Origin of the sequence: Moraxella macacae 0408225, from assembly GCF_000320365.1 — a bacterium.
Classification (GTDB): Bacteria; Pseudomonadota; Gammaproteobacteria; order Pseudomonadales; family Moraxellaceae; genus Faucicola; species Faucicola macacae.
The window spans coordinates 932,241-953,882 of the sequence record NZ_ANIN01000001.1; the positions used below are offsets into that span (position 1 = coordinate 932,241).

Consider the following 21,642-nt stretch of genomic DNA (forward strand, 5'->3'; position numbering starts at 1 on the left):
GCAATTGACAAAAACGATTGATCGTTTATTCATCAAACACAGGGCGATTGCCTGGCGTGGCACGGTTAAAATGCAAAAACGCCCGATGTCTTTCATATTTATCAAGAATGTCATTAATGACTTGTTCTTTGTCATAACCTGACAAATCATTGCCTTGTAACCCATCAAACAAATGTGTTTCTAAGCGGTAATAGTTGTTTTGACCATCAGGGACAATGGGGCGTATTGGTACAGGATATGCCACAGGGTGAATGCCATAGATAAAGTTTTGTTCGTTTTGATAAACGATCTCCAGATCAATTTGATACAAATCAGCATGTTCTGCCAAATCAGCCTGCTCTGTTATTGGTGTATTATTTACCATAACCGACAAACCTTTTTTGGCAAGTTCGGTTGCAACCGTTTGTATTGCAGGTAGACAGATGGTATCCAGTGTGGATTTGGTTGTGGTTTTATCTGGGTAAGAGGTGATGCGGTTTAGGCGTGTTTGCCAGTTGTGAATGTCAACGTTACCGGTTACAGGGCCTGCGTTAATTTTAGTAGATGCTTCGCGAAAATCTTCTAAGCGTAATGACTTAAACAAGCCTGCCATTACAAAAAACATCACAAAACTAAAAGGCAAGCCCATGATAATGGTTGCTTTTTGTAGTGCTGTAACCCCATCTGTCATAAGCATAGCAATGGTTAACGCACCAATGACCACCGCCCAAAAAATACGATTCCACACAGGAGGCATGCTATGACTGTCTTTACTTTTATAGCTAAAACTGCTTAATACCAACGCCCCTGAATCTGCTGATGTAACATAAAACAAAAATCCTGAAATAAATGCCAAAACCGCGGTAAATTCAAACCATGGATAAAATGACAACAATTCAAAAAAACCAATTTCAGGGCGCGCTGTTACTTTTTCAGCAAATGCAACATTGCCCTTAATCACTTGATCTAAAGCACTGTTACCCATGATAGACAACCATGCCAATGTAAACATAAACGGAATTGACAATGTGCCTAACACAAATTGACGTATGGTGCGTCCTTTAGAAATTTGTGCTAAAAACAAACCAACAAAAGGCGACCACGCAATCCACCATGCCCAAAAAAACAGTGTCCAATCTTGTACCCATTGTTGCGTTTTGGCAGATTGTTCATAAGCAAAGGTATTTAGGGTTAAACTTGGAAATTGTGCCAAATAATCCCCCACATTTTGTACCATTGCGTTTAACAAAAATTCGGTATTGCCCAAAAACAACACAAACAACATTAAACCTATGGCAAAATAAATGTTTAATTCTGATAAAAATTTAATGCCTTTTGACACTCCTGTGGTTACAGAAATAATGGTTAAAATCACCGCAAGCACAATCAAAATCAATTGCCAAACCAGGCTTTCTGGTACGCCAAAAATAATGTGTAAGCCATAATTTAATTGCACAACTCCAATACCACAAGTGGTTGCAATGCCAAAAATTGCCCCCAAAATTGCTGCCACATCTACGGTATCACCTGCAACGCCGTTAATTTTTTTGCCAATCATCGGATATAAAGCAGAGCGAATCGACAAAGGCAAATTATAACGAAATGCAAAATAACCCAGTGCAATGCCAATCAAAGCATACATAGACCACCCTGTCATGCCATAGTGAAAAATCGTCCACATCAAGGCTTCACTGGCTGCTTTTGCTGTTTGTGGATCGCCAATCGGTGGCGACATATACTGTACAATCGGTTCGGCTACCGAAAAAAACATCAAATCAATGCCAATGCCAGCAGCAAACAGCATAGCCGACCAACTTAACAGGCTAAATTCAGGGCGTGAGTGTTTTGGACCAAGTTTAATATCCCCATAACGCGAAAACGCCAAAAACAACACAAAAATAATACACACACTGGCTGCAAAAAAATAATACCAACCAAACGTATGACTTACCCAACCAAGCACGGTATCTAAAATCAGCGATGCACTTTGGTTAAATAAAATTGTATAAAAACTAAAAAATACAATAATTGCAGCCGATAGGTAAAATACGGCTTTATTGAGTTTGGTTGGGGGAATATCATGCTTATTTTCTTCTTTTGTTAAATCCAAATTATTCATATAAAAAAGACCCTTTTTTGTAAAAATCCTATGAATTATCAATATTTTAACGCCAAGATTAAATGTTAACAAAACTTTAAAATTGATTAATGTTAAAATAAATTACAGAATAATAACAAGAATTATAATTAAAATCAAATATTTGCGGTTTTTAATGATTTTTGCTATTATAATTGTTGTTTTATTTTTACTAAAAAATGATATCTTTTTTTATTAATTTCTTTTTTTATTAGTTGATGTATCGGATTTATTAAGTTATCAAATGATACAAATATTTTGGAGTTTTTATGTCAAATTTAACACAATCATTATACATTCATGGACAATACGTCAATGCCACAAGTGATAAAACCTTTGACACAATCAATCCTGCCACAGGCGAGGTAATTGCCAGTATTCAGGTGGCATCGAAAGCGGATATTGAAAAAGCGGTACAATCGGCCAAACAAGGACAAAAAATTTGGGCAAATATGACTGCGGTTGAACGCAGCCGTATTTTGTTAAAGGCGGTGTCGATTTTGCGCAAGCGTAATGATGAACTTGCCAAACTTGAAACCATAGATACAGGCAAGGCAATTAGCGAAACCATAGCGGTTGATATTGTAACAGGGGCAGATGTGCTTGAGTATTATGCAGGGCTTGCCACTTGTATTGAGGGCATTCAAGTGCCACTGCGTGAAAACAGTTTTTTTTATACACGCCGTGAACCTCTTGGAGTTGTGGCAGGCATTGGAGCGTGGAATTATCCCATTCAAATTGCTTTATGGAAATCCGCTCCGGCTTTGGCTGCTGGCAATGCGATGATTTTTAAGCCAAGCGAGGTTACACCGTTAACCGCCTTAAAATTGGCTGAAATTTATACCGAAGCAGGCGTGCCTGATGGGGTGTTTAATGTGGTGCAAGGCGACGGTTCGGTTGGGGCTATGTTAACCGAACACAAAGAAATTGAAAAAATCTCATTTACAGGCAGTGTGGCAACAGGCAAAAAAGTGATGGCATTGGCAGCAAGTTCATCGTTAAAAGAAATAACGATGGAGCTTGGTGGAAAATCACCACTGATTGTCTGTGAAGATGCAGATATGGATTTGGTAGCCGATGTTGCGATGATGGCAAATTTTTATAGCTCGGGGCAAGTTTGCACCAATGGTACGCGGGTGTTTATTCCAAAATCCTTAAAAACCAAATTTGAACAAGCAATTGTTAAACGCATGACGTTTGTTAAACTTGGCGATCCGCTTGATCCTACTATTAACATGGGGCCTGTGGCAAGTTTTGCCCATATGGATAAAGTGTTGGATTATATCGAACAAGGCAAACAAGCAGGGGCAACGGTATTGTACGGCGGTTATCGTGCCACTAAAGAAGAAGTGGGTGATTTGGCTTGTGGGGCATTTGTTATGCCAACGGTGTTTACCGATTGTACCGATGATATGAGTATTGTTACCGATGAGATTTTTGGGCCGGTGATGAGTATTTTGACTTATGATACCATTGATGAAGCGATTGATCGTGCCAATCATACCGATTATGGACTAGCCGCAGGCGTGGTCAGCCAAAACATTAACACCGCTCATAAAATTATCCACAAACTGAACGCGGGTATTTGTTGGATAAATACCTGGGGCGAGTCGGATGCCAAAATGCCTGTCGGTGGTTACAAACAATCAGGGGTTGGGCGTGAAAATGGCATCAGCACGCTTGAACATTATACGCGGATAAAATCCATACAAGTAGAAATGGACAAATTTGTGTCTGTATTTAGTGAATGAGATTTGTGTGATTTTTGACGAAATTTCACTTGCCAAATGAACGTTATTTAGGAATTGTTATGACTGAAACTTATGATTATATTATTATTGGAGCAGGATCGGCCGGTAATGTGCTTGCTACGCGTTTAACCGAAGATAGTGATGTGAGTGTGTTGCTGCTAGAAGCCGGTGGTCCTGATTATCGTTTTGATTTTCGCACGCAGATGCCGGCTGCCTTGGCTTATCCTTTACAAGGGCGTCGTTATAATTGGGCGTATTTGACTGATCCTGAACCTTATATGGATAACCGCCGTATGGAATGTGGTCGCGGTAAAGGACTTGGCGGTTCGTCTTTGATTAATGGCATGTGCTATATTCGTGGTAATGCAATGGATTTGGACAATTGGGCTACATTAAAAGGGCTTGAAAACTGGACATATGCCGATTGTTTGCCCTATTATAAAAAAAGCGAAACGCGTGATATTGGCGAAAATGACTATCACGGTGGGCAAGGGCCTGTGCGTGTTGCGACTTCACAGCGTGATCAGGATATTGGCAATAACGTACTGTTTAATGCGATGGTGGAAGCCGGCGTACAGGCGGGTTATCCGCGCACCGATGATTTAAACGGTTATCAACAAGAGGGTTTTGGGCCAATGGATAGAACGGTTACACCAAATGGCAGACGTTCATCTACCGCTCGTGGGTATTTGGATATGTCAAAACAGCGGCCAAATTTAACCATCAAAACTCACGCGGTTACCGACAAAATTTTATTTTCTGGTAAGCGTGCTATTGGGGTGCAATATTTGCAAGGAAGCAGCACAAATCCTATTGTGGTGCATGCCAACCGCGAGGTGATTGTGTCAGCCGGAGCAATTGCATCACCGCAGATTTTACAACGATCTGGCGTGGGTAGCAAAACCTTGCTTGATGAATTTAAAATTCCTGTGGTGCAGGATTTGCCAGGCGTTGGGGAAAATTTACAAGATCATTTGGAAATGTATTTACAATACGAGTGCACAAAACCTGTATCCTTATACCCTGCGTTAAAATGGTATAATCAGCCTATGATTGGAGCTAAGTGGCTGTTTATGGGAACGGGCATTGGGGCGAGCAATCAGTTTGAGGCGGGTGGGTTTATTCGTACACGTCCAGAATTTGCCTGGCCGAACATTCAGTATCACTTTTTGCCTGTGGCAATTAATTATAACGGCAGCAATGCAGTAGAAGAGCATGGTTTTCAGGCACATGTTGGTTCTATGCGATCGCCCTCGCGCGGACGTATCCGTTTAAAATCGTTAAATCCGCACGATCACCCAAGCATTTTGTTTAATTATATGTCGCACGAACAAGATTGGCAAGAGTTTCGCGATGCCATTCGTATCACGCGCGAGATCATGCATCAGCCTGCCCTTGATCCTTACCGTGGGCGTGAAATTAGTCCAAGTGCCACTGCCAAAACCGATGCCGAGCTTGATGCTTTTGTGCGTCGTCATGCCGAGACTGCTTATCACCCTTCTTGCAGCTGTAAAATGGGCGAAGATGACATGGCGGTTGTAGATGGCGAGGGGCGTGTGCATGGCATACAAGGTCTTCGCGTAGTAGATGCCTCCATCATGCCACTTATCATTACAGGCAACCTTAACGCCACCACGATTATGATGGGTGAAAAAATTGCCGATGCCATGCGCGGACAAAAATTGGCAAAATCCACCGTTTCTTATCACAAAGCCGATCCAAATATCCTACGCGGTAAACCTGTGCGTGTTTTTGATGAAATGATGTTAAAATAATCAAACCAACCAAACCAATCAAAATAACCAAAATAACTAAAATAACTGTTATTAAATGCTAAATAAAAATGGGCGAATGATCGTCCATTTTTTTTGTACGTTTTTTGTCAAAAGGATTGCGATGGTTTGCTATTTTTTTAAAAGTTGTTTATAATAATTCTCATTATCATTTTAAAACTATTATCATTCTTAATTAACAAACGTTCAGTGATACCGATGATTGTTTAACAAAGATGTTTAACAAAGATTGTTTTTTGCATTTGGTTATTACAAAAAATTAGGAGTAAACATGCAAACAAATTTTCACAAAAACTTGTCAATATTGACAATCGCTGTATCTGGTATGTTGTTGGCAGCTTGTGGTTCGAGCAATTCTAATACCAGTTCTGCCACGCCCCCAAAAGTTACAAAACCCGACCCTAAACCCACCAACCCTAAGCCTGCCAACCCAAAACCCAGTACTCCCAAACCCAGTACGCCTAAACCTGCTGTAACTGACTTAAGTTTAGATCCAGAGCCTATCATTGGCAAGCCCTACCAACTCACACTGATTGGCACTCATTTACCAACTGATAAAACCTTGAGTGTTACAGGTTGTGATAAGCAAAACAAAATCACCTTAACGGAAACCAAGCATATTTATCAATGCACCGCTCCTGCCAATGCCAATGACAATCATCAATTGGTTGTGTTAGACACAGATGGCAAAACCAAACTGTTTGACAAAACGGTTAAAATTGCCAAACCAAAAATAACCGCAAGCACCAACTTGCCTGTAACTGGCATTACGTTATGTGGCAATGATGACAAAAATAACGTTGAATGTGGCAAACTTGAGGGCAATTGGCGCGGGTTGCAACAAGACGGCGAGGTACAAGCAGGTCAAAAAATGAGCTATGAGTTGCGCCAGCACAATAACGAAACTTGTGTTGTAGACAAGGTTACAGGCTTAACTTGGGAGCAAAAAACCGACAGTTATGATGGATTGCGCAGCAAATACAAGCAATACACATGGTATAATTCAGATCCAAAAACCAATGGCGGTAATGCAGGCGATGCGTATAGCGACAATACTGAAAAATACATCAAAGAACTAAACGCCAGTAAATACTGCGGTTACAGCGACTGGCGGTTACCAACTTATGTTGAACTTGACAGTATTGTGGATTACAGTGGTGAAAAACCAAAACTTAACAGTATCTTTAGCAACAATCAAGAAGATTTTTATTGGTCATCGACACCCAATGTCAATTTTATTACCTATGTGTGGGGCGTGAATTTTGACGGTGGTTTAAGTTATGGCAATAAGTTCGATGCACTTTATGTGCGTGCTGTGCGTTCAGGATCTTAAAAAAGACAACGATTTGGTTTAAGGTATTTATACAATTTCAGTGTGGGTAAAATCTACGCTATCAAAGGAAATCATCATATGAACAAAATATTAAAAATTTATAGCGGTGCATTGATTTTGGCAATAACTGCCACCACAAGCTATGCTGCCCAAACTTGTAGTAGTAACATTTCGGCCACCACGCCAAGCAGTCGTTTTGAATTATTAAACGGCGGTAATGAAGTTAAAGACAAACAAACAGGTTTAATTTGGCAGCGCTGTAGTGTTGGACAAACATGGGACGGAAAATCTTGTACCGGAGAGGCAAAAAAATACACTTGGCAACAGGCTTTAAAAGCAACAAAAGAGATTGGCAATCACTACCGTTTGCCAAATATCAAAGAGTTAAAAACCATTTTGGAGCACCAATGCCAAACCCCTGCAATTAATACATCGATATTTGACAATACAGCAAGCAGTTATTACTGGTCTTCATCACCTCGTGCCAATCGGCATAAAAACGCATGGAGCGTAGATTTTGATAAAGGTCATGATAATGGCAACAACATTAAAACCAACAGCTATCCTGTGCGTGCTGTGCGTTCGCAGTAAACGTTCACAATCACAAAAAGCAAAACAAAAAAACGACAAACAGCAAAAATGACAAAAAACCAAATTCCAATGAGAATTTGGTTTTTTAGCGTTGCTAAGTTGTTGATTATTGTTGTTGATTATTGGTTGTTGGTTACTGATTATTGGACTTTAGAGTCAAATGCCAATTTTGATGCGCGAGTATAACTTACGCTGGAACCGCTATTGGTATATGTGTTGTTGTTTAACCATACAGTTTTGCCAAGGGCGGCGTTTGCATCTTTTTCTGTGAAAAGCACTTTTATTTCTTGTTGGCCGTAGCTGTTATAGCCATCGGTAATGACACTGATAGAAAATAAATCTTCAGCACTGTCGTTATTTTCTTCTTCATAGCTGCCAGTACAGTCATGCCCTTTATATTCTCTGGTTAAAACTTTACCTGTGGCAACCAAGGTGTTTGGTGTGTCTTTTGATTTTACCAATTGGAATACTTGTTTTACGAACACGTCATCTCCGTTTTGGTCGCGAAGGTGATCGCAGCTTTGTTCCCAATAACCAACAAATTGCTCGGCCAATTTGGCATTTTCTGGAGCGTGGGTAATTTGTTTTGTTTGTAAGGTTTTAATGAGGTGTTCTATTGCTTTTTGTTTGTCTTGAACCTGCCGATTGGTGTCAAGTTTGGCTTTGAGTTTGTTGTTAAATGTGTCATCGTTTTGTTGTTGGATCAGATCTTGGAAATCAGAGGGTTTAAAGCGATCGGCAACTTCTTTTTTGATTTGAATGCCATTGTCTAAATTATTATCACCATCAGCACTTTGTAAAATTTGTAAGGTGCGAATGATTTCTAAGCGTTGTGCATTTAAGTCATCTGGGGTTACAACCGATTTTGGCGTGGTTAAACCTAAGGTTAATTCACCGAGTTTAAACGTAAGTGCTCCGCCTGCGGTATTGTAGCTAAATTCACCTTTGGCATTGGTTTTACCAAGGGGCTTATTGTTTTGCAATACTTCTAAACCCTCTACTGCACTGTCCAAAAATACCCCAGTTTTCGTTTGTGGAACAATTGGCTTGGTTGGCGTGGTTGGTTTATTTGGTACAGTTGGGTGAGTCGGTTGGCTATGACGAGGGGGGTGAGCGTGGTTATGACTGGAATGATTTTTATTGTCATTACCGCCACCGCCACAGGCAGTTAAAGACAATGTGGCAACAGCAGAAATAGCAAGCCACAGGTTTTTGCGTGGCAGGTTTTTGTGTGTGGGTTTCATAATACGTCCTTTTGGGTGAAATTTGGGTTAAATCATTTACCGCTAAACCTATAATACCGCCAAATTTATAACAACTGTTTGTAACAACTGTTTATAACACGTTACTTTTATTATATTGTTACTTTTGTTATATTTTAGCAACAAAAGTAACTTTTTATTATATAGAGAAATTTAAGAAATAGCAAAATTATTTTAATCAATTTAATGGGTTTAAAATTTTGGTTTTAAATCATCACTTGAAAAACTACCAGTTGGTTTTAACCGATTTTTTGCCTCTGTTTCTGCTTCGGCTTTGTCTTGCATGTTTTTTAACAAACGAGCTGCTGCCTCACGTCCGCCCAAACCAAACGCCAGTGCAAACGCAACCGCCACCGAACCTAAGGTTAAACCAAACGCCAAGTTTACAATTGAATCGGCAATGCCCATTGCACGCAAGCCCATTGCCAACACCAAACCCATGATTAACACACGCACAAGATTTGCCAAAAAAGTTGATCCGCTTGGCGAACGTTGTACCATGCCTGCCAACAGATTTGCCAACCAAAAACCAATTGCCAATACCACAGCCCCTAATAAAATTTGTGCTCCAAACTCAATAAACATCGTAATCAAATTGCTAATGTGGTTAAAACCCAGCAAGTTTGAGGCCTCAATTGCAGCAAACAGCATGGCAAAAAACACAATTAAACCGCTGATAATGTCTGAAACTTTATGGTTTTTGGTGCCAATGTTTGGATTTGGCTCGATAATGGGTGCATGATTTGAGGTTGTGTGGTTGTTTAATACGTTTTGTAAGCCCAATTTGGTTGGCAAATCGTTAATGTCTGTGTTGTCAAGCAAATTGTTGTCAAGCAAGTTTTTGACGATATTTGCCACAAATTTCATCGTATAATAGGTAAGCCCCAAAATTGCCACCGCTGCTATGATGTTTGGAATTGCAGCCATGATTTGGTTTAGCATGTTGGTTGCAGGACGCGAAACCGATTCGATTTTGAGCGCATCTAATGCCATGATGATTGTGGTAATCATCACCAACAAATACACAAACCCTCCTGCCATATTTGACAGTTGCATTTTGTTGCTGATGCCGGCTTTATCGGTTAAGGCTTGAATGTTTAAACTGGCTACCACATTGCTAACAATGCCACGCAAAATTTTGGCAATCACCAAACCAACAAAGAACAACACGCCTGCGACAACGATATTTGGCACAAAATCAAGGGTTTTGCCTATCATATTATTAACAGGTGCTAATAAACCTGTTAAACCTAACTGTTGTAATACCATTGGCAAAAACATCAATAAAATAAACCAATACGCAATATTGGCAATGTTATCACCAATGGGTTGAACGCCGACTTCTTGGGCGAGTTTTTCATCAAGCGTTGTGCGATTTAAGGTGGCAGTCAATGCCGTGCGAGCTATGGTTGCAATTACAAAACCCAATACCGCCAATGCCAATGCTCCAATGAGATTTGGAATAAATAACAAAACTTGATTAATCATATTGGCAAATGGCACAGAGATCGCGTCCAAACGCAAAAAACTTAACGCGGCTGAAATGCCAATGACAAACACGAACCAAAATGTAATGCGAGATAACAAGCGTGCGATGTCATAAGTTTTGCCTGTTGATGAGTTCATTTTTTGGTTTAGGTTGATTTTTGCCAAAAGTTTGTGTATTGCTGAACCGATGATGCCAGCCAAAATCCAACCAATTAAAAAAATCACCAACGCTCCGATCATGGTAACCACCGATGATCCAAGAGTTTGGTTAAAATTGATAAAAAAACTGTCCATAAATCCTCGTTTGTTTGGGTAAATTTAACCAATCTAAAGCAAAAATTACCAAAAAAACAGTATAAAAAAGTTGCAAAAACGATACAATCCGCTAAATTTTGTAATCTATTGTTTGCAATTGTAAATAAATACTGATAAACAAAATGAAAACAAAATGAAGACAAAATAATTTTTTTGCCAAAAAACCAAATTTTTACCTATTTTAAATGGTTTTCTGCTATCATAGTCGATAATTTTTTGTCTTTGATATGTATTTAGGATTTTTTATGAGTAATAAAGCCATTCCTGTTGTGGCAGGTGTTGTGCTTGGTGCTATGGCATTAAGCCCTATTTTTATAAAGAGTTTTGGTGATAACCCACAAGTTGCCAATATTGGAAAAATTGCCAATATTGGCGGTTTGGTGAGTGGTGATAAAAAAAGCAACATTAATGAACAAAGCGATGATCTTACCAAAGCAGGCTACAGTCTTGGCTATATGATGGGTTCAAACGTTGCTCAAATTGCCAAAGATTTAAAACAAGCCGACATTATCCAAGGCTTACAAGACGGTCAAGCCAACAAACAATCAAAACTTACGCGCGAACAAATGGAGCAGGCGATAGTTGCCTATCAAGAACGCCAAGCCAAAGAACTTATCGAGGGTAATTTGGCAAAAGGACAACAATTTTTGGCCGAAAATAAGAAAAACCCAAACGTAAAAACCACCGCATCGGGCCTACAGTATGAAGTGTTAAAAGAGGGCAATAACACCAAACCAAAAGCCACTGACATCGTATCGGTGAATTATGAAGGTAAGCTAACAGATGGCAAAGTATTTGATAGCACGGCTCAACATGGTGGACAACCTGCAGAATTTCCATTAAACCAAGTAATTCCGGGGTGGACAGAGGGTTTGCAGTTAATGGGCGAGGGGGCAAAATACCGTTTTTATATACCAGCAAGTTTGGCTTATGGGGAACAAGGTGCACCTCAAGGCGGTATTGAACCAAACAGCGTGTTGATTTTTGAGGTGGAATTGTTAAAAGTAAATCCAACCCAAGCGACACAAAAGATTGAATTAAACGGTGATAATATGGAAGAGCAAATCAAACAATTAGAATCTCAAATGCAACAGGCAACAGCTTCAAGCGCACATTAATTGTTTGTTGAGTAATTGTTTGTTGAGTTTTTATTAAGAATTAGTACAAAATCAATAAAGAGAACCAATATGATGATAAAAAAAATAAGCGTTTTCACCCTTGCTATGCTAACAGGCATGGCAAATATCACATTTGCCGCCGATAAAACAACCACCAAAGCTATGGCGGCAGACAAAGCTTTGGTAGCAGATTCGCAATATTTACCGAAAAAAACGGTTGTTACTCCTAATAGCGACACGTTACAAAAAGTTGGTTATAGTTTTGGTTATATGATGGGCGATGGCAATAAAGACAGTGCCAATGATCTTATGCTGGATGCTTATTTTCAAGGCTTTCGCGATGCCTACATTGGCAATGCCCCTGCTTTAACCGAAGCACAAATCAAACAAGTATTGTTGGATTACCAAAAAACCAAAGAAGCAGAATACGCCAAACAAGTTGAACAGTTGGGGCAAAAAAATCTGGAACAAGGCAAGGCGTACCTAAAACAACATGCCAAACAATCAGGGGTAACAACCACCAAATCAGGTTTACAATACAAAATATTAACCAATGCCAAGGGTAAAAAACCCACCATCAAAGACACAGTTGTGGTGCATTATGAAGGGCGACTGATAGATGGCACGGTATTTGACAGTTCGTATAAACGTGGCGAGCCGTCAGTTTTTCCACTTGATCAGGTGATTGATGGTTGGGGAGAGGGTTTGCAATTGATGTCTGTTGGTTCCAAATACCAATTTGTTGTGCCTGCGAATTTGGCATACGGTGCATCTGGCAATGTGGATATTGAACCAAACAGCGTGTTGATTTTTGAGGTAGAATTGCTTGAGGTTAATCCAAAAGCAAAACAATAAACCGCCTTTGAGTATTGATCCTGGAGAATTAATCATAGGTTAAATAGACCGCCCTTGGGTTTGGTCTATTTTGTTTGGATAAAAGTTTGTTTGGATAAAAGTTTGTTTGGTTAAAATCGTTATGTATTCAATATTGTTATGTATTCAATCAGGTTATAAGGAATTTTTCTTAAAATGACCAATTACACCGCCCAATCACTAGAAGTTTTAACAGGCCTTGATCCTGTGCGTCGCCGTGCAGGCATGTATACAGATACCACGCGTCCAAACCATTTGGCTCAAGAGGTTATTGACAACTCGGTTGATGAAGCCTTGGCAGGTTTTGCCAAAACCATCACGGTGATATTGCACGCCGATAATTCTTTGTCGGTTGAGGACGATGGGCGCGGCATGCCAACTGACATTCACCCTGAATTTAACCAATCTGGCATTGAAATTATTTTGACAAAACTACATGCAGGGGGTAAATTTTCCACGGATAATTACCAAATTTCAGGTGGTTTACATGGCGTGGGTATTAGTGTGGTGAATGCTTTATCGCACCGTGTTGAGGTAACGGTTTGGCGTAGTGGCAAGGTGTTTGGCATGAATTTTGTCGAAGGCGAGCCTGTTTCTGGGTTGTCGGTAAATCCAAGCCCTAATAAGAAAAAACGTGGCACAAAAGTACAATTTTGGGCCAATCCTCAATACTTTGATACGCCAAAATTTAGTGTAAAGCAATTAAAACACCACCTAAAAGCCAAAGCGGTATTGGCGGCAGGGCTTACCATTACGTTTGTTAATGAAATTGACAATACAACCGATGTTTGGCAATTTGATAATGGGTTGTCGCAATATTTGACCGAACAGATTGGTGAGAATTTGACCATACCAGAATTGCCTTATGTGTTTGATTATGAAGCCAAAAAAGACGAGAGGGCAGGGCTTAATTTTGCCTTAGCGTGGCATGTAAACGCCGCTCAAACCATACAAGAAAGCTATGTTAACCTTATTCCCACGGTTCAAGGCGGAACGCATGTCAATGGGCTGCGCACGGGCATTACCGAGGCGTTAAAAGAATTTTGTGAATTGCACAATTTATTGCCAAGAAATGTCAAACTTACCGCTGACGATGTGTGGGATAATGTCAATTTTATCGTATCGCTTAAATTTTCTGAACCACAGTTTAGCGGACAAACCAAAGAGCGTTTATCCAGTCGCGAAGCAGTAAGTTTGGTACAATCTTTTGCCAAAGACGGTTTTAGTCTGTGGCTAAATCAAAATACCGAAACCGCCAAACAAATTGCCGAACTTGCCATCACAAAAGCTGGCATGCGCCTAAAATCTGCCAAAAAAGTAGAACGCAAAAAAATCACTCAAGGCCCAGCTTTGCCCGGTAAATTGGCTGATTGTCGTGGGACGCTACAAGATGGGGCGGAGCTGTTTTTGGTGGAGGGCGATTCGGCAGGTGGCAGTGCAAAACAAGCCCGCGATCGACATTTTCAGGCGATCATGCCCTTGCGTGGCAAAATTCTAAACGCATGGGAGGTGTCTAGTGATACGGTGTTGGCAAGTGAGGAAATTCATAACATTGCCATTGCCATTGGTGTTGATCCAAATTCTGATGATTTATCCGAACTTCGTTATGACAAAATCTGTATTTTAGCAGATGCCGACTCGGACGGTTTGCACATTGCAACTTTGTTGTGTGCGCTGTTTGTTAAGCATTTTTCTGCTGTGGTTGAGGCCGGGCATTTGTTTGTTGCGATGCCACCACTGTATCGCATTGATATTGGCAAAGATGTGCAATATGCCCTTGACAATGATGAGCTTGATCATATTTTAAAAAAATTGCCAAAAACCAAAAAAGCCCAAATTACGCGTTTTAAAGGTTTAGGCGAGATGAGTGCTGAACAGTTAAGAGAAACCACGATGAATCCTGACACTCGTCGTCTTGTTCAATTGGATTTAGATGATCATCATACAACCGATAACCTGATGGATATGCTGCTTGCCAAAAAACGCAGCGGCGATCGCAAACTGTGGCTTGAACAAAAAGGCAATTTGGCGGAGCTTACAATATGACACGCATACCAAAAATTATATCAGGTGGGCAAACTGGGGTTGACAGAGGTGCGCTAGATGGTGCGTTGGCTTTTGGAGCATTGTGTGGCCGCGCGGATCACTAATCCCACAAATTCAAGACTATACCCAAACAATCGTTGCATTGATGATAAAAACACTCAATGCAAATTGACAAAACGCAAAAATTGACAAACGCAAAAAATTAACAAAAACACACACGCTTAACAAATAATAAACTTACAAACTGTATCAATATCATGATAATACCAATTGATGATAAATATTCATGATGATAAATATCCACGAAGTCAATAAGAAATTTATCAATAAGAAATTACTGTTTATTAGGTTTTTTATGAAAATCAACGCACCAAATGCCAAAAACTTTCTTTTAGTTGTCGCGGTTATGATTGGTTCTGCCAATTTGACAGGTTGTGGTTATAATGCCATGCAAGCCCAAGATGAGCAAATTAACGCATCTTGGGCACAAGTTGTCAATCAATATCAACGCCGTGCCGATTTAATTCCAAACCTTGTTAAAGTTGTTGCTCAATACGCACAACACGAGCAAGCCACACTCACTCAAGTAACTCAAGCTCGTTCGGCCGCCACATCTATGCAAGTAACGCCTGAAGTGTTAAATGATCCTGCATCGTTTCAACGCTTTCAACAAGCCCAAGATCAACTTGGCGGAGCCTTGTCGCGCTTGATGGCGGTTTCTGAACGTTATCCAGATCTAAAAGCCGATCGCCAATTTCAAGAACTACACGCCCAACTTGAAGGTACGGAAAATCGCATTGCTGTGGCTCGCGGCCGCTATATTCAAGATGTACAAACGTATAATACCACCGTGCGTCAATTTCCGACCAATTTGACCGCCAAAGTGTTCGGTATGCAGACACGCCCCAATTTTAGCGTTGGCAATGAAGCCCAAATTTCTGTTGCTCCGAGTGTTGATTTTGGCAACCATACAAGTGGCAACCATACAAACAATAACAACCACGCAAACAATAACAACCACGCCAATAACAACACAGGCACGCATGCAAACACCGCCACCGCCCAATGATTTATGATTGCAAGTTTACGTTGCTTAAAAGGTTAAGTTAAAAACATTTAACTTACCTTAATCAATGCTTTTTTGGTGCTGTTGATTTGCAAAAAGGTTGTCAACGATGTTAGTAAAAAGTCAATAAAAAAAGTCATGTCAATAAAAAATTTTTTTGTATCACCCATATTTGTCAAATCCATTGCTATTAAATCCATTGCTGTCAAATTTATTGTACAGATGGTTTTGTTTGTACTGATCGCTGTGTTATTGGCAAAACCAAGCGTGGCTAAACCAAATGAAGCAGAGTTTGATGAAATGGGATTTCGCAAGGTTGCCACTCAACAAACATTGCAAAATGATGCTTTACCAACAGGTATGGCTGGCAAAGCAAAAGACAGCAAAGCAAAAGACAGCAAAAGTTTGGTATTACAAAGTGCGGTGATTGATGAAGCCATGGTTTTAAGCAGCACCGAAAAAAATGCCCTTGAACAAAAAATCCGCCATATTTATCAGCGTGGACTGGCACAACCTGCAATTGTGATAATACCGACCACAGGCGATAGCGATATTTTTAGTTATGCCATGCAAATTGCTGAACGTTGGCAATTGGGCGGTAAAGACAGTGATAATGGGCTGCTTATTGTGGTGGCGATCAAGGATCGTAATATACAGATTGTAACAGGCTATGGATTAGAGGGCGTGATACCTGATGCCATTGCCAAACGGATTATTCGTGAGGACATAACGCCGTATTTTAAACAAAAAGATTATGCAGGTGGGCTAAATGTTGGATTAAATCGTATTGAAGAACGCCTAACAACCGATCCACAAATCCTAGCAGCAGCGGATGCAAGTTTGGCCAAACAACAGCAAATCAGCGAGATATCACCCATTCCATTTGCAATTATCGCGTTATTTGTGGGTTTTGTATTGACGGAGGTTTTTGGCCGGTTTTTGGCCGCAAGCATTAGTGCTGGCGGTGTGCTTGTTGGCGGAATTTTGTTGGGTTTTGGTTTTTTTACCAGTTTAATCATTGCTGTATTGTTGTTTGTGTTTTTGTTAATCCGCACCACAGGCGGTGGCAAGCGTGGCGGTGTGGTAATTACACCATCTGGTGGTTTTGGTGGTGGCGGTTTTGGGAGTGGAGGCTACAGTGGCGGCGGCGGTGGTTTTGGCGGCGGCGGAGCAGGGGGATCGTGGTAATTTTGCCAAACAAAACCAACCTAGCATAACAAAACCTAGCATAACAAAATTTAGTATAACAAAGCAGCCAGTATGATCAATGCACTCATTATGCCTGCCAATACATCGTCAATCAAAATGCCAAATCCGCCCGATACGTTTTTATCCACCCACTGAATGGGAAAGGGCTTAATAATGTCAAAAAAACGAAACAACCCAAACGCACTTAACAAATAAAGCCATTGGTTAAAGTTAATTGGATTAAAGTTAACCAAATTCAATGGATAATCATATGCCAAAGGCAAAAGTGCGATCCACATACCCACCCATTCGTCCCATACAATATGCGGATCGTCATGCACGTTCATAAGTTTGGAGGTTTTGCCACAAATATAACTACCAAACAAACCACCAAGGACTGTTGTTGTCAAAAACCCAAAAAATCCAAGTTCAAGCATCGGAATAGCAATCACAAGGCCGCCCAACGTTCCCCATGTGCCAGCTGCCCGTTTTGGCAGTCCAGAACCCAGGCCAATGCCTAGCCAATAGACACACTTTTCCCATGTTTTGGCAGTTGGCGGACAAGGCGGACAGGGGTTTGATTTTGATACGTCGGGTTTATGATCGGTTGTTTGTTGTGGCATAAAGATGGCCTATTTGTACAGCGGTTTATCAAGTTTGGTTAAATGTGGTGAATTTAATTTTAATGTATCAAAAATGCTCCCAGCCTTGGATATTTATCTTAGTGTGTTTGTTTTGATAAAAAAACCGCAACTCAGATCCGTCAATAATTTTACCAATTGGATACAGTGTGTTTGGAAAAATTGTGTCAAATTGTTTAAAATTTTCATCAGTCATGGTTAATAATAGTTCATAATCATCACCGCCATTAACAATATGTTGCCATTTGTCAGAATTAGGCAGATGGTTTAATAACGGATTGATGGGGATTTTATCCAAATCGATCCTTGCACCTAAAGGTTTTTGTAAACTGCTGCTTGCTGTTAAAATATGCCCCAAATCTTGCCCTAAGCCGTCTGAAATATCCATCATACTGTTGGCAAATCCGATTAATTTTTGCCCTAAGGCAACTTGTGGTTTTGGATAATCTAAGGCGGTTTGTAGCGTACAGTTTTTGCCTTGCAAGCGTTGATTTAACGCAAAACTTGCCGATCCAATTGCCCCGCTTACGCATATCACATCGCCTGCTTTAGCACCTGATCGCTTAATGGCCAGACCTTTAGGGATTGTACCAAGGGCGGTGATAGAAATGGTTAAAACTGGCGACTGCGTGGTATCACCGCCGATGAGATCCACGCCAAATTCACGACAAATGTCCGCTATGCCCTGTGCAAACTTGCTGATAAAGCCATCATTTGCCAAGTTTTTTGGTAATGACAAACCGAGCAAAATACCAAAAGGACAAGCTCCCATGCTTGCCAAATCGGATAAATTCACTGCCACGGCTTTGTAGCCGATTGCGTGTGGCATAGTATCGTACAAAAAATGTCTACCGGCCACAAGCACATCGACGCAACTTACCAACTCATGATTTGGTGCAATTTGATTGACCGCCCCATCATCACCGATACCAATCACGGTGCTTTTGTGTTTGGTGGTTAAATTTTTAAAATGACGATAAATTAAAGAAAACTCAGACATGACTTCTTTCACGCTTTTTCAGGGCGTTGCCAATTGTCAATGACGGTTTGGCGGCCACGAGAAACCACCAGTTTATTGCTGTCGCAGTCTTTGGTAATGGTGCTGCCTGCTCCTATGGTAACTTTATCACCCAAGGTTACAGGAGCGACCAATACCACATTGGAGCCAACACGCACATCTGCTCCAATCACGGTTTTAAACTTATTGACACCATCATAATTGGCGGTAATCATACCGGCACCAATGTTTGTGCGTGCACCCACCGTACTATCGCCCAAATATGCCAAATGATTGGCCTTAGATCCTGTTGCCATTTGAGTGTTTTTCAGTTCAACAAAATTGCCAATATGCACCTCATTGGCGGTTATGGTATTTGGACGTAGACGCGCAAATGGCCCAATGTAATTGTTTTCACCAACGATCGCATTGTCAAACATACTGTAAGGGGCAACCACGGTATTGCTTGCAATTTTAGAATTTTTAATCACGCAACCTGCTCCAATGGTTACATTATCACCCACCTCGCAGTCGCCTTCAAAAACCACATTGATGTCAATTTGTACATCTTTGCCTACTGTTAGCGTACCGCGCAAATCAAAACGGCTTGGATCAAGCAAATGCACGCCTTGTTGCATTAGGTTTTTGGCTTGAAAATTTTGCCAAATACGCTCCAAATTGGCAAGTTGAATGCGATCGTTTACCCCATCGATCTCAAAAGCAAATTTTGGTGATACGGTAGCAATATCGATACCGTCATCTACAGCCATTTTGACAATATCGGTGAGGTAATATTCACCTTGAGCATTATTATTGTTAAGATTTTTTAAAAATTTATGCAAAATTTCATTGGCAACACAATACACGCCACTGTTGATTTCTGTGATTTGTTTTTGCATGTCGGTTGCGTCTTTTTCTTCAACAATCGCGACAACTTTACCATCTGTGCGGATAATGCGCCCAAGTCCAAAAGGGTTTTGAGTGTGAAAAGTTAACATAGCAAATTGACTTTCGGTATGGATAAGATTGTTAAGTGTATCTACACCAATCAGTGGCACATCACCTGACAAAATCAGACTTTTGCCAGATTTTGGCAACACAGGCAACGTCATCAAAACAGCATGCCCTGTGCCAAGCTGTTCGGTTTGTTCGACCCACTCGATGTCTTCGTGTGCAAAAGCGGCTTTGACTTGGTTGCCCTCAAAACCATAGATGACAATGTTTTTGTTGCTGCCAAGTTGTTTCGCTGTGTGCAAAACATGTCCAAGCAAGGGTTTGCCTGCCAACGGTTGTAGTACCTTTGGGCGAGTGGATTTCATGCGAGTGCCTTTGCCTGCAGCCATGATGATGGTGGTAAGCGACATGGTTATTCCTTATTATGAATGATTGATTTTAATACAGTTTTTAATACAGTTTTTAATCACGGATTGACGATTGATTTTGTTTAATAAAACTTAATTTAAGGTTAATCCTGTAACTTGTTAATCCGCCCCCGCCCACGTTCAATTGCCATTTTTACCTGGCTAGGAGCCGTGCCACCCAAATGATTGCGGGCGTTTAATGACCCTTCCAGTGTCAAAAATTCAAACACATCGTCATCAATCAAATCGCTAAAACTTTGAAGTTCTGATAAGGATAACTCACTGATATCCACGCCTTTATCAATCCCCAAAGCGACGGTTTTACCCACAACTTCGTGAGCGTCTCTAAAGGGCAGGCCTTTTTTTACCAAATAATCGGCCAAATCGGTCGCTGTGGCATAGCCCTTTAAAGCGGCGTTTTGCATGTTGGTTTTGTTTGGCACAAGGTTTGGCAGCATATCGGCAAATGCAATCAGCGAGCCTGTTAGCGTATCCACCACGTCAAACAAAGGCTCTTTATCTTCTTGATTGTCTTTATTATAAGCAAGCGGCTGATTTTTCATCAAAGTCAATAACGTGATTAAATCACCAAACACCCGGGCCGCCTTGCCACGCACAAGCTCAGGCACATCGGGATTTTTTTTCTGTGGCATGATAGATGAGCCTGTGCAAAAACGATCAGGCACTTGCACAAAACCAAACTGAGCCGACATCCACAAAATAATCTCTTCACTTATGCGAGATAAATGCATCATCAAAATGCTGGCGTTACTGGCAAATTCAATGGCAAAATCACGGTCAGACACCGCATCTAGTGAATTTTGGCAAATGCCTTCAAAGCCAAGCAATTTGGCGGTCAATTGGCGGTCAATCGGATACGTCGTTCCTGCCAAAGCGGCCGCTCCTAATGGCATTTGGTTAATACGGCTACGAGCTTCAATAAAACGCTCGCCATCACGAATGAGCATCTCAAACCACGCCATGACATGATGGGCAAAACTGACAGGCTGGGCGGTTTGTAAATGGGTAAACCCTGGCATAATGGTGTGCGTGTGTTTGGCAGCCAAATCCAATAAACCCTGCTGCAAACGGGCAAGCAAATCCACAATCACATCGGTCTGCTCCCGCAAATACAGCCGAATGTCGGTTGCCACTTGGTCATTACGGCTGCGTCCTGTGTGCAGCTTTTTACCCACATCGCCGATAAGTTGGGTAAGCTTGGCTTCTATGTTCATATGCACATCTTCTAACGCCACGCTCCAGACAAAGTTGCCAGTTGCAATTTCGTGTTTGATTTGGGTTAAACCATCAACGATTTTATCTTTTTCGGTATCGGTTAAAATGCCACAGTTTGCTAGCATGGTGGCGTGAGCGATAGAGCCGTCAATGTCGTGAATTGCCAAGCGTTTGTCAAAATTTACCGAAGCGGTGAATTCGGCGACAAACTTATCGGTGGCTTCGCTAAATCTGCCGCCCCACATAGATGTAATAGAATTATTATTTGTCATAGATTATTCCTTGGTTATTTTATCTATGTCTAGTATAACAAATACTTACCTGATTATGCCAATACAAAAACACAAAACAAATAAAAAATAGGCAAGCAAATTTGTATTGACAGACTTGTTGAAATAGACAATAAAAAAGTAAAAAAATTCCACCTTGTCAATTATTTTATGATAAAATGTAACAATTGGTCGCCC

At 40.8% G+C, this 21,642-nt stretch carries 17 protein-coding genes; 10 read left to right on the top strand and 7 right to left on the bottom strand.

Annotation, left to right across the window (positions count from 1 at the left end):
- Positions 1–25: 25 nt before the first annotated feature.
- Positions 26–2,098: a choline BCCT transporter BetT gene (gene betT / locus MOMA_RS04270; protein WP_009767379.1), complete on the bottom strand. Its 2,073-nt coding sequence runs from the start codon at positions 2,096–2,098 to the stop codon at positions 26–28.
- A 287-nt stretch (positions 2,099–2,385) separates the two neighbouring features.
- On the opposite strand from betT, the gene betB reads away from it, so the two are divergent.
- The 4 genes from betB to MOMA_RS04290 all read left to right on the top strand — a co-directional run bounded on the left by betB (position 2,386) and on the right by MOMA_RS04290 (position 7,584).
- Positions 2,386–3,867: a betaine-aldehyde dehydrogenase gene (betB, locus tag MOMA_RS04275; protein ID WP_009767380.1), complete on the top strand. Its 1,482-nt coding sequence runs from the start codon at positions 2,386–2,388 to the stop codon at positions 3,865–3,867.
- Between the two features lie 59 nt (positions 3,868–3,926).
- A complete protein-coding gene (gene betA, locus MOMA_RS04280; RefSeq protein ID WP_009767381.1) occupies positions 3,927–5,642 on the top strand; it encodes a choline dehydrogenase in 1,716 nt (571 codons plus the stop codon).
- A 289-nt stretch (positions 5,643–5,931) separates the two neighbouring features.
- On the top strand, positions 5,932–6,993 hold the full coding sequence (locus MOMA_RS09545; RefSeq protein WP_009767382.1) for an Lcl C-terminal domain-containing protein: 1,062 nt from the start codon (positions 5,932–5,934) through the stop codon (positions 6,991–6,993).
- A gap of 78 nt (positions 6,994–7,071) precedes the next feature.
- Entirely contained in the window at positions 7,072–7,584 is a 513-nt protein-coding gene (locus MOMA_RS04290) for an Lcl C-terminal domain-containing protein (RefSeq protein ID WP_009767383.1), read from the top strand.
- Positions 7,585–7,724: 140 nt separating this feature from the next.
- On the opposite strand, the gene MOMA_RS04295 is transcribed toward MOMA_RS04290, so the two are convergent.
- The gene (locus tag MOMA_RS04295) at positions 7,725–8,828 is read right to left on the bottom strand and encodes a hypothetical protein (protein WP_009767384.1); all 1,104 of its coding nucleotides are present in this window, start codon (positions 8,826–8,828) and stop codon (positions 7,725–7,727) included.
- A 210-nt stretch (positions 8,829–9,038) separates the two neighbouring features.
- Entirely contained in the window at positions 9,039–10,628 is a 1,590-nt protein-coding gene (locus tag MOMA_RS04300) for a mechanosensitive ion channel (protein ID WP_009767385.1), read from the bottom strand.
- A 266-nt stretch (positions 10,629–10,894) separates the two neighbouring features.
- Here MOMA_RS04300 and MOMA_RS04305 point away from each other — a divergent pair, with 266 nt between their 5' ends.
- The 6 genes from MOMA_RS04305 to MOMA_RS04325 all read left to right on the top strand — a co-directional run bounded on the left by MOMA_RS04305 (position 10,895) and on the right by MOMA_RS04325 (position 16,940).
- Positions 10,895–11,767, top strand: a complete 873-nt coding sequence (locus MOMA_RS04305) for an FKBP-type peptidyl-prolyl cis-trans isomerase (protein ID WP_009767386.1) — start codon at positions 10,895–10,897, stop codon at positions 11,765–11,767.
- Positions 11,768–11,836: 69 nt separating this feature from the next.
- Positions 11,837–12,622 (top strand): FKBP-type peptidyl-prolyl cis-trans isomerase, encoded by a 786-nt coding sequence (locus MOMA_RS04310; protein WP_009767387.1) that lies wholly within the window; start codon positions 11,837–11,839, stop codon positions 12,620–12,622.
- A 174-nt stretch (positions 12,623–12,796) separates the two neighbouring features.
- On the top strand, positions 12,797–14,686 hold the full coding sequence (gene parE, locus MOMA_RS04315; protein WP_009767388.1) for a DNA topoisomerase IV subunit B: 1,890 nt from the start codon (positions 12,797–12,799) through the stop codon (positions 14,684–14,686).
- Positions 14,683–14,790, top strand: a complete 108-nt coding sequence (locus MOMA_RS09800; RefSeq protein ID WP_009767389.1) for a YpsA SLOG family protein — start codon at positions 14,683–14,685, stop codon at positions 14,788–14,790. Before parE ends, MOMA_RS09800 begins: the two co-directional genes overlap by 4 nt.
- Positions 14,791–15,041: 251 nt before the next feature.
- Entirely contained in the window at positions 15,042–15,755 is a 714-nt protein-coding gene (locus MOMA_RS04320) for a LemA family protein (RefSeq protein WP_009767390.1), read from the top strand.
- A gap of 135 nt (positions 15,756–15,890) precedes the next feature.
- On the top strand, positions 15,891–16,940 hold the full coding sequence (locus MOMA_RS04325; protein ID WP_009767391.1) for a TPM domain-containing protein: 1,050 nt from the start codon (positions 15,891–15,893) through the stop codon (positions 16,938–16,940).
- Positions 16,941–16,990: 50 nt separating this feature from the next.
- Here MOMA_RS04325 and MOMA_RS04330 read toward each other — a convergent pair whose 3' ends face one another.
- From MOMA_RS04330 to argH, 4 genes are all read right to left on the bottom strand, one after another.
- Positions 16,991–17,563 (bottom strand): phosphatidylglycerophosphatase A family protein, encoded by a 573-nt coding sequence (locus tag MOMA_RS04330; RefSeq protein ID WP_009767392.1) that lies wholly within the window; start codon positions 17,561–17,563, stop codon positions 16,991–16,993.
- Between the two features lie 67 nt (positions 17,564–17,630).
- Positions 17,631–18,581 (bottom strand): thiamine-phosphate kinase, encoded by a 951-nt coding sequence (thiL, locus tag MOMA_RS04335; protein WP_009767393.1) that lies wholly within the window; start codon positions 18,579–18,581, stop codon positions 17,631–17,633.
- 8 nt (positions 18,582–18,589) lie between these two features.
- The gene (glmU, locus tag MOMA_RS04340) at positions 18,590–19,942 is read right to left on the bottom strand and encodes a bifunctional UDP-N-acetylglucosamine diphosphorylase/glucosamine-1-phosphate N-acetyltransferase GlmU (RefSeq protein WP_009767394.1); all 1,353 of its coding nucleotides are present in this window, start codon (positions 19,940–19,942) and stop codon (positions 18,590–18,592) included.
- A gap of 101 nt (positions 19,943–20,043) precedes the next feature.
- Positions 20,044–21,447, bottom strand: coding sequence for an argininosuccinate lyase (gene argH / locus MOMA_RS04345; RefSeq protein ID WP_009767395.1), 1,404 nt, complete (start codon positions 21,445–21,447; stop codon positions 20,044–20,046).
- Positions 21,448–21,642 lie beyond the last annotated feature (195 nt).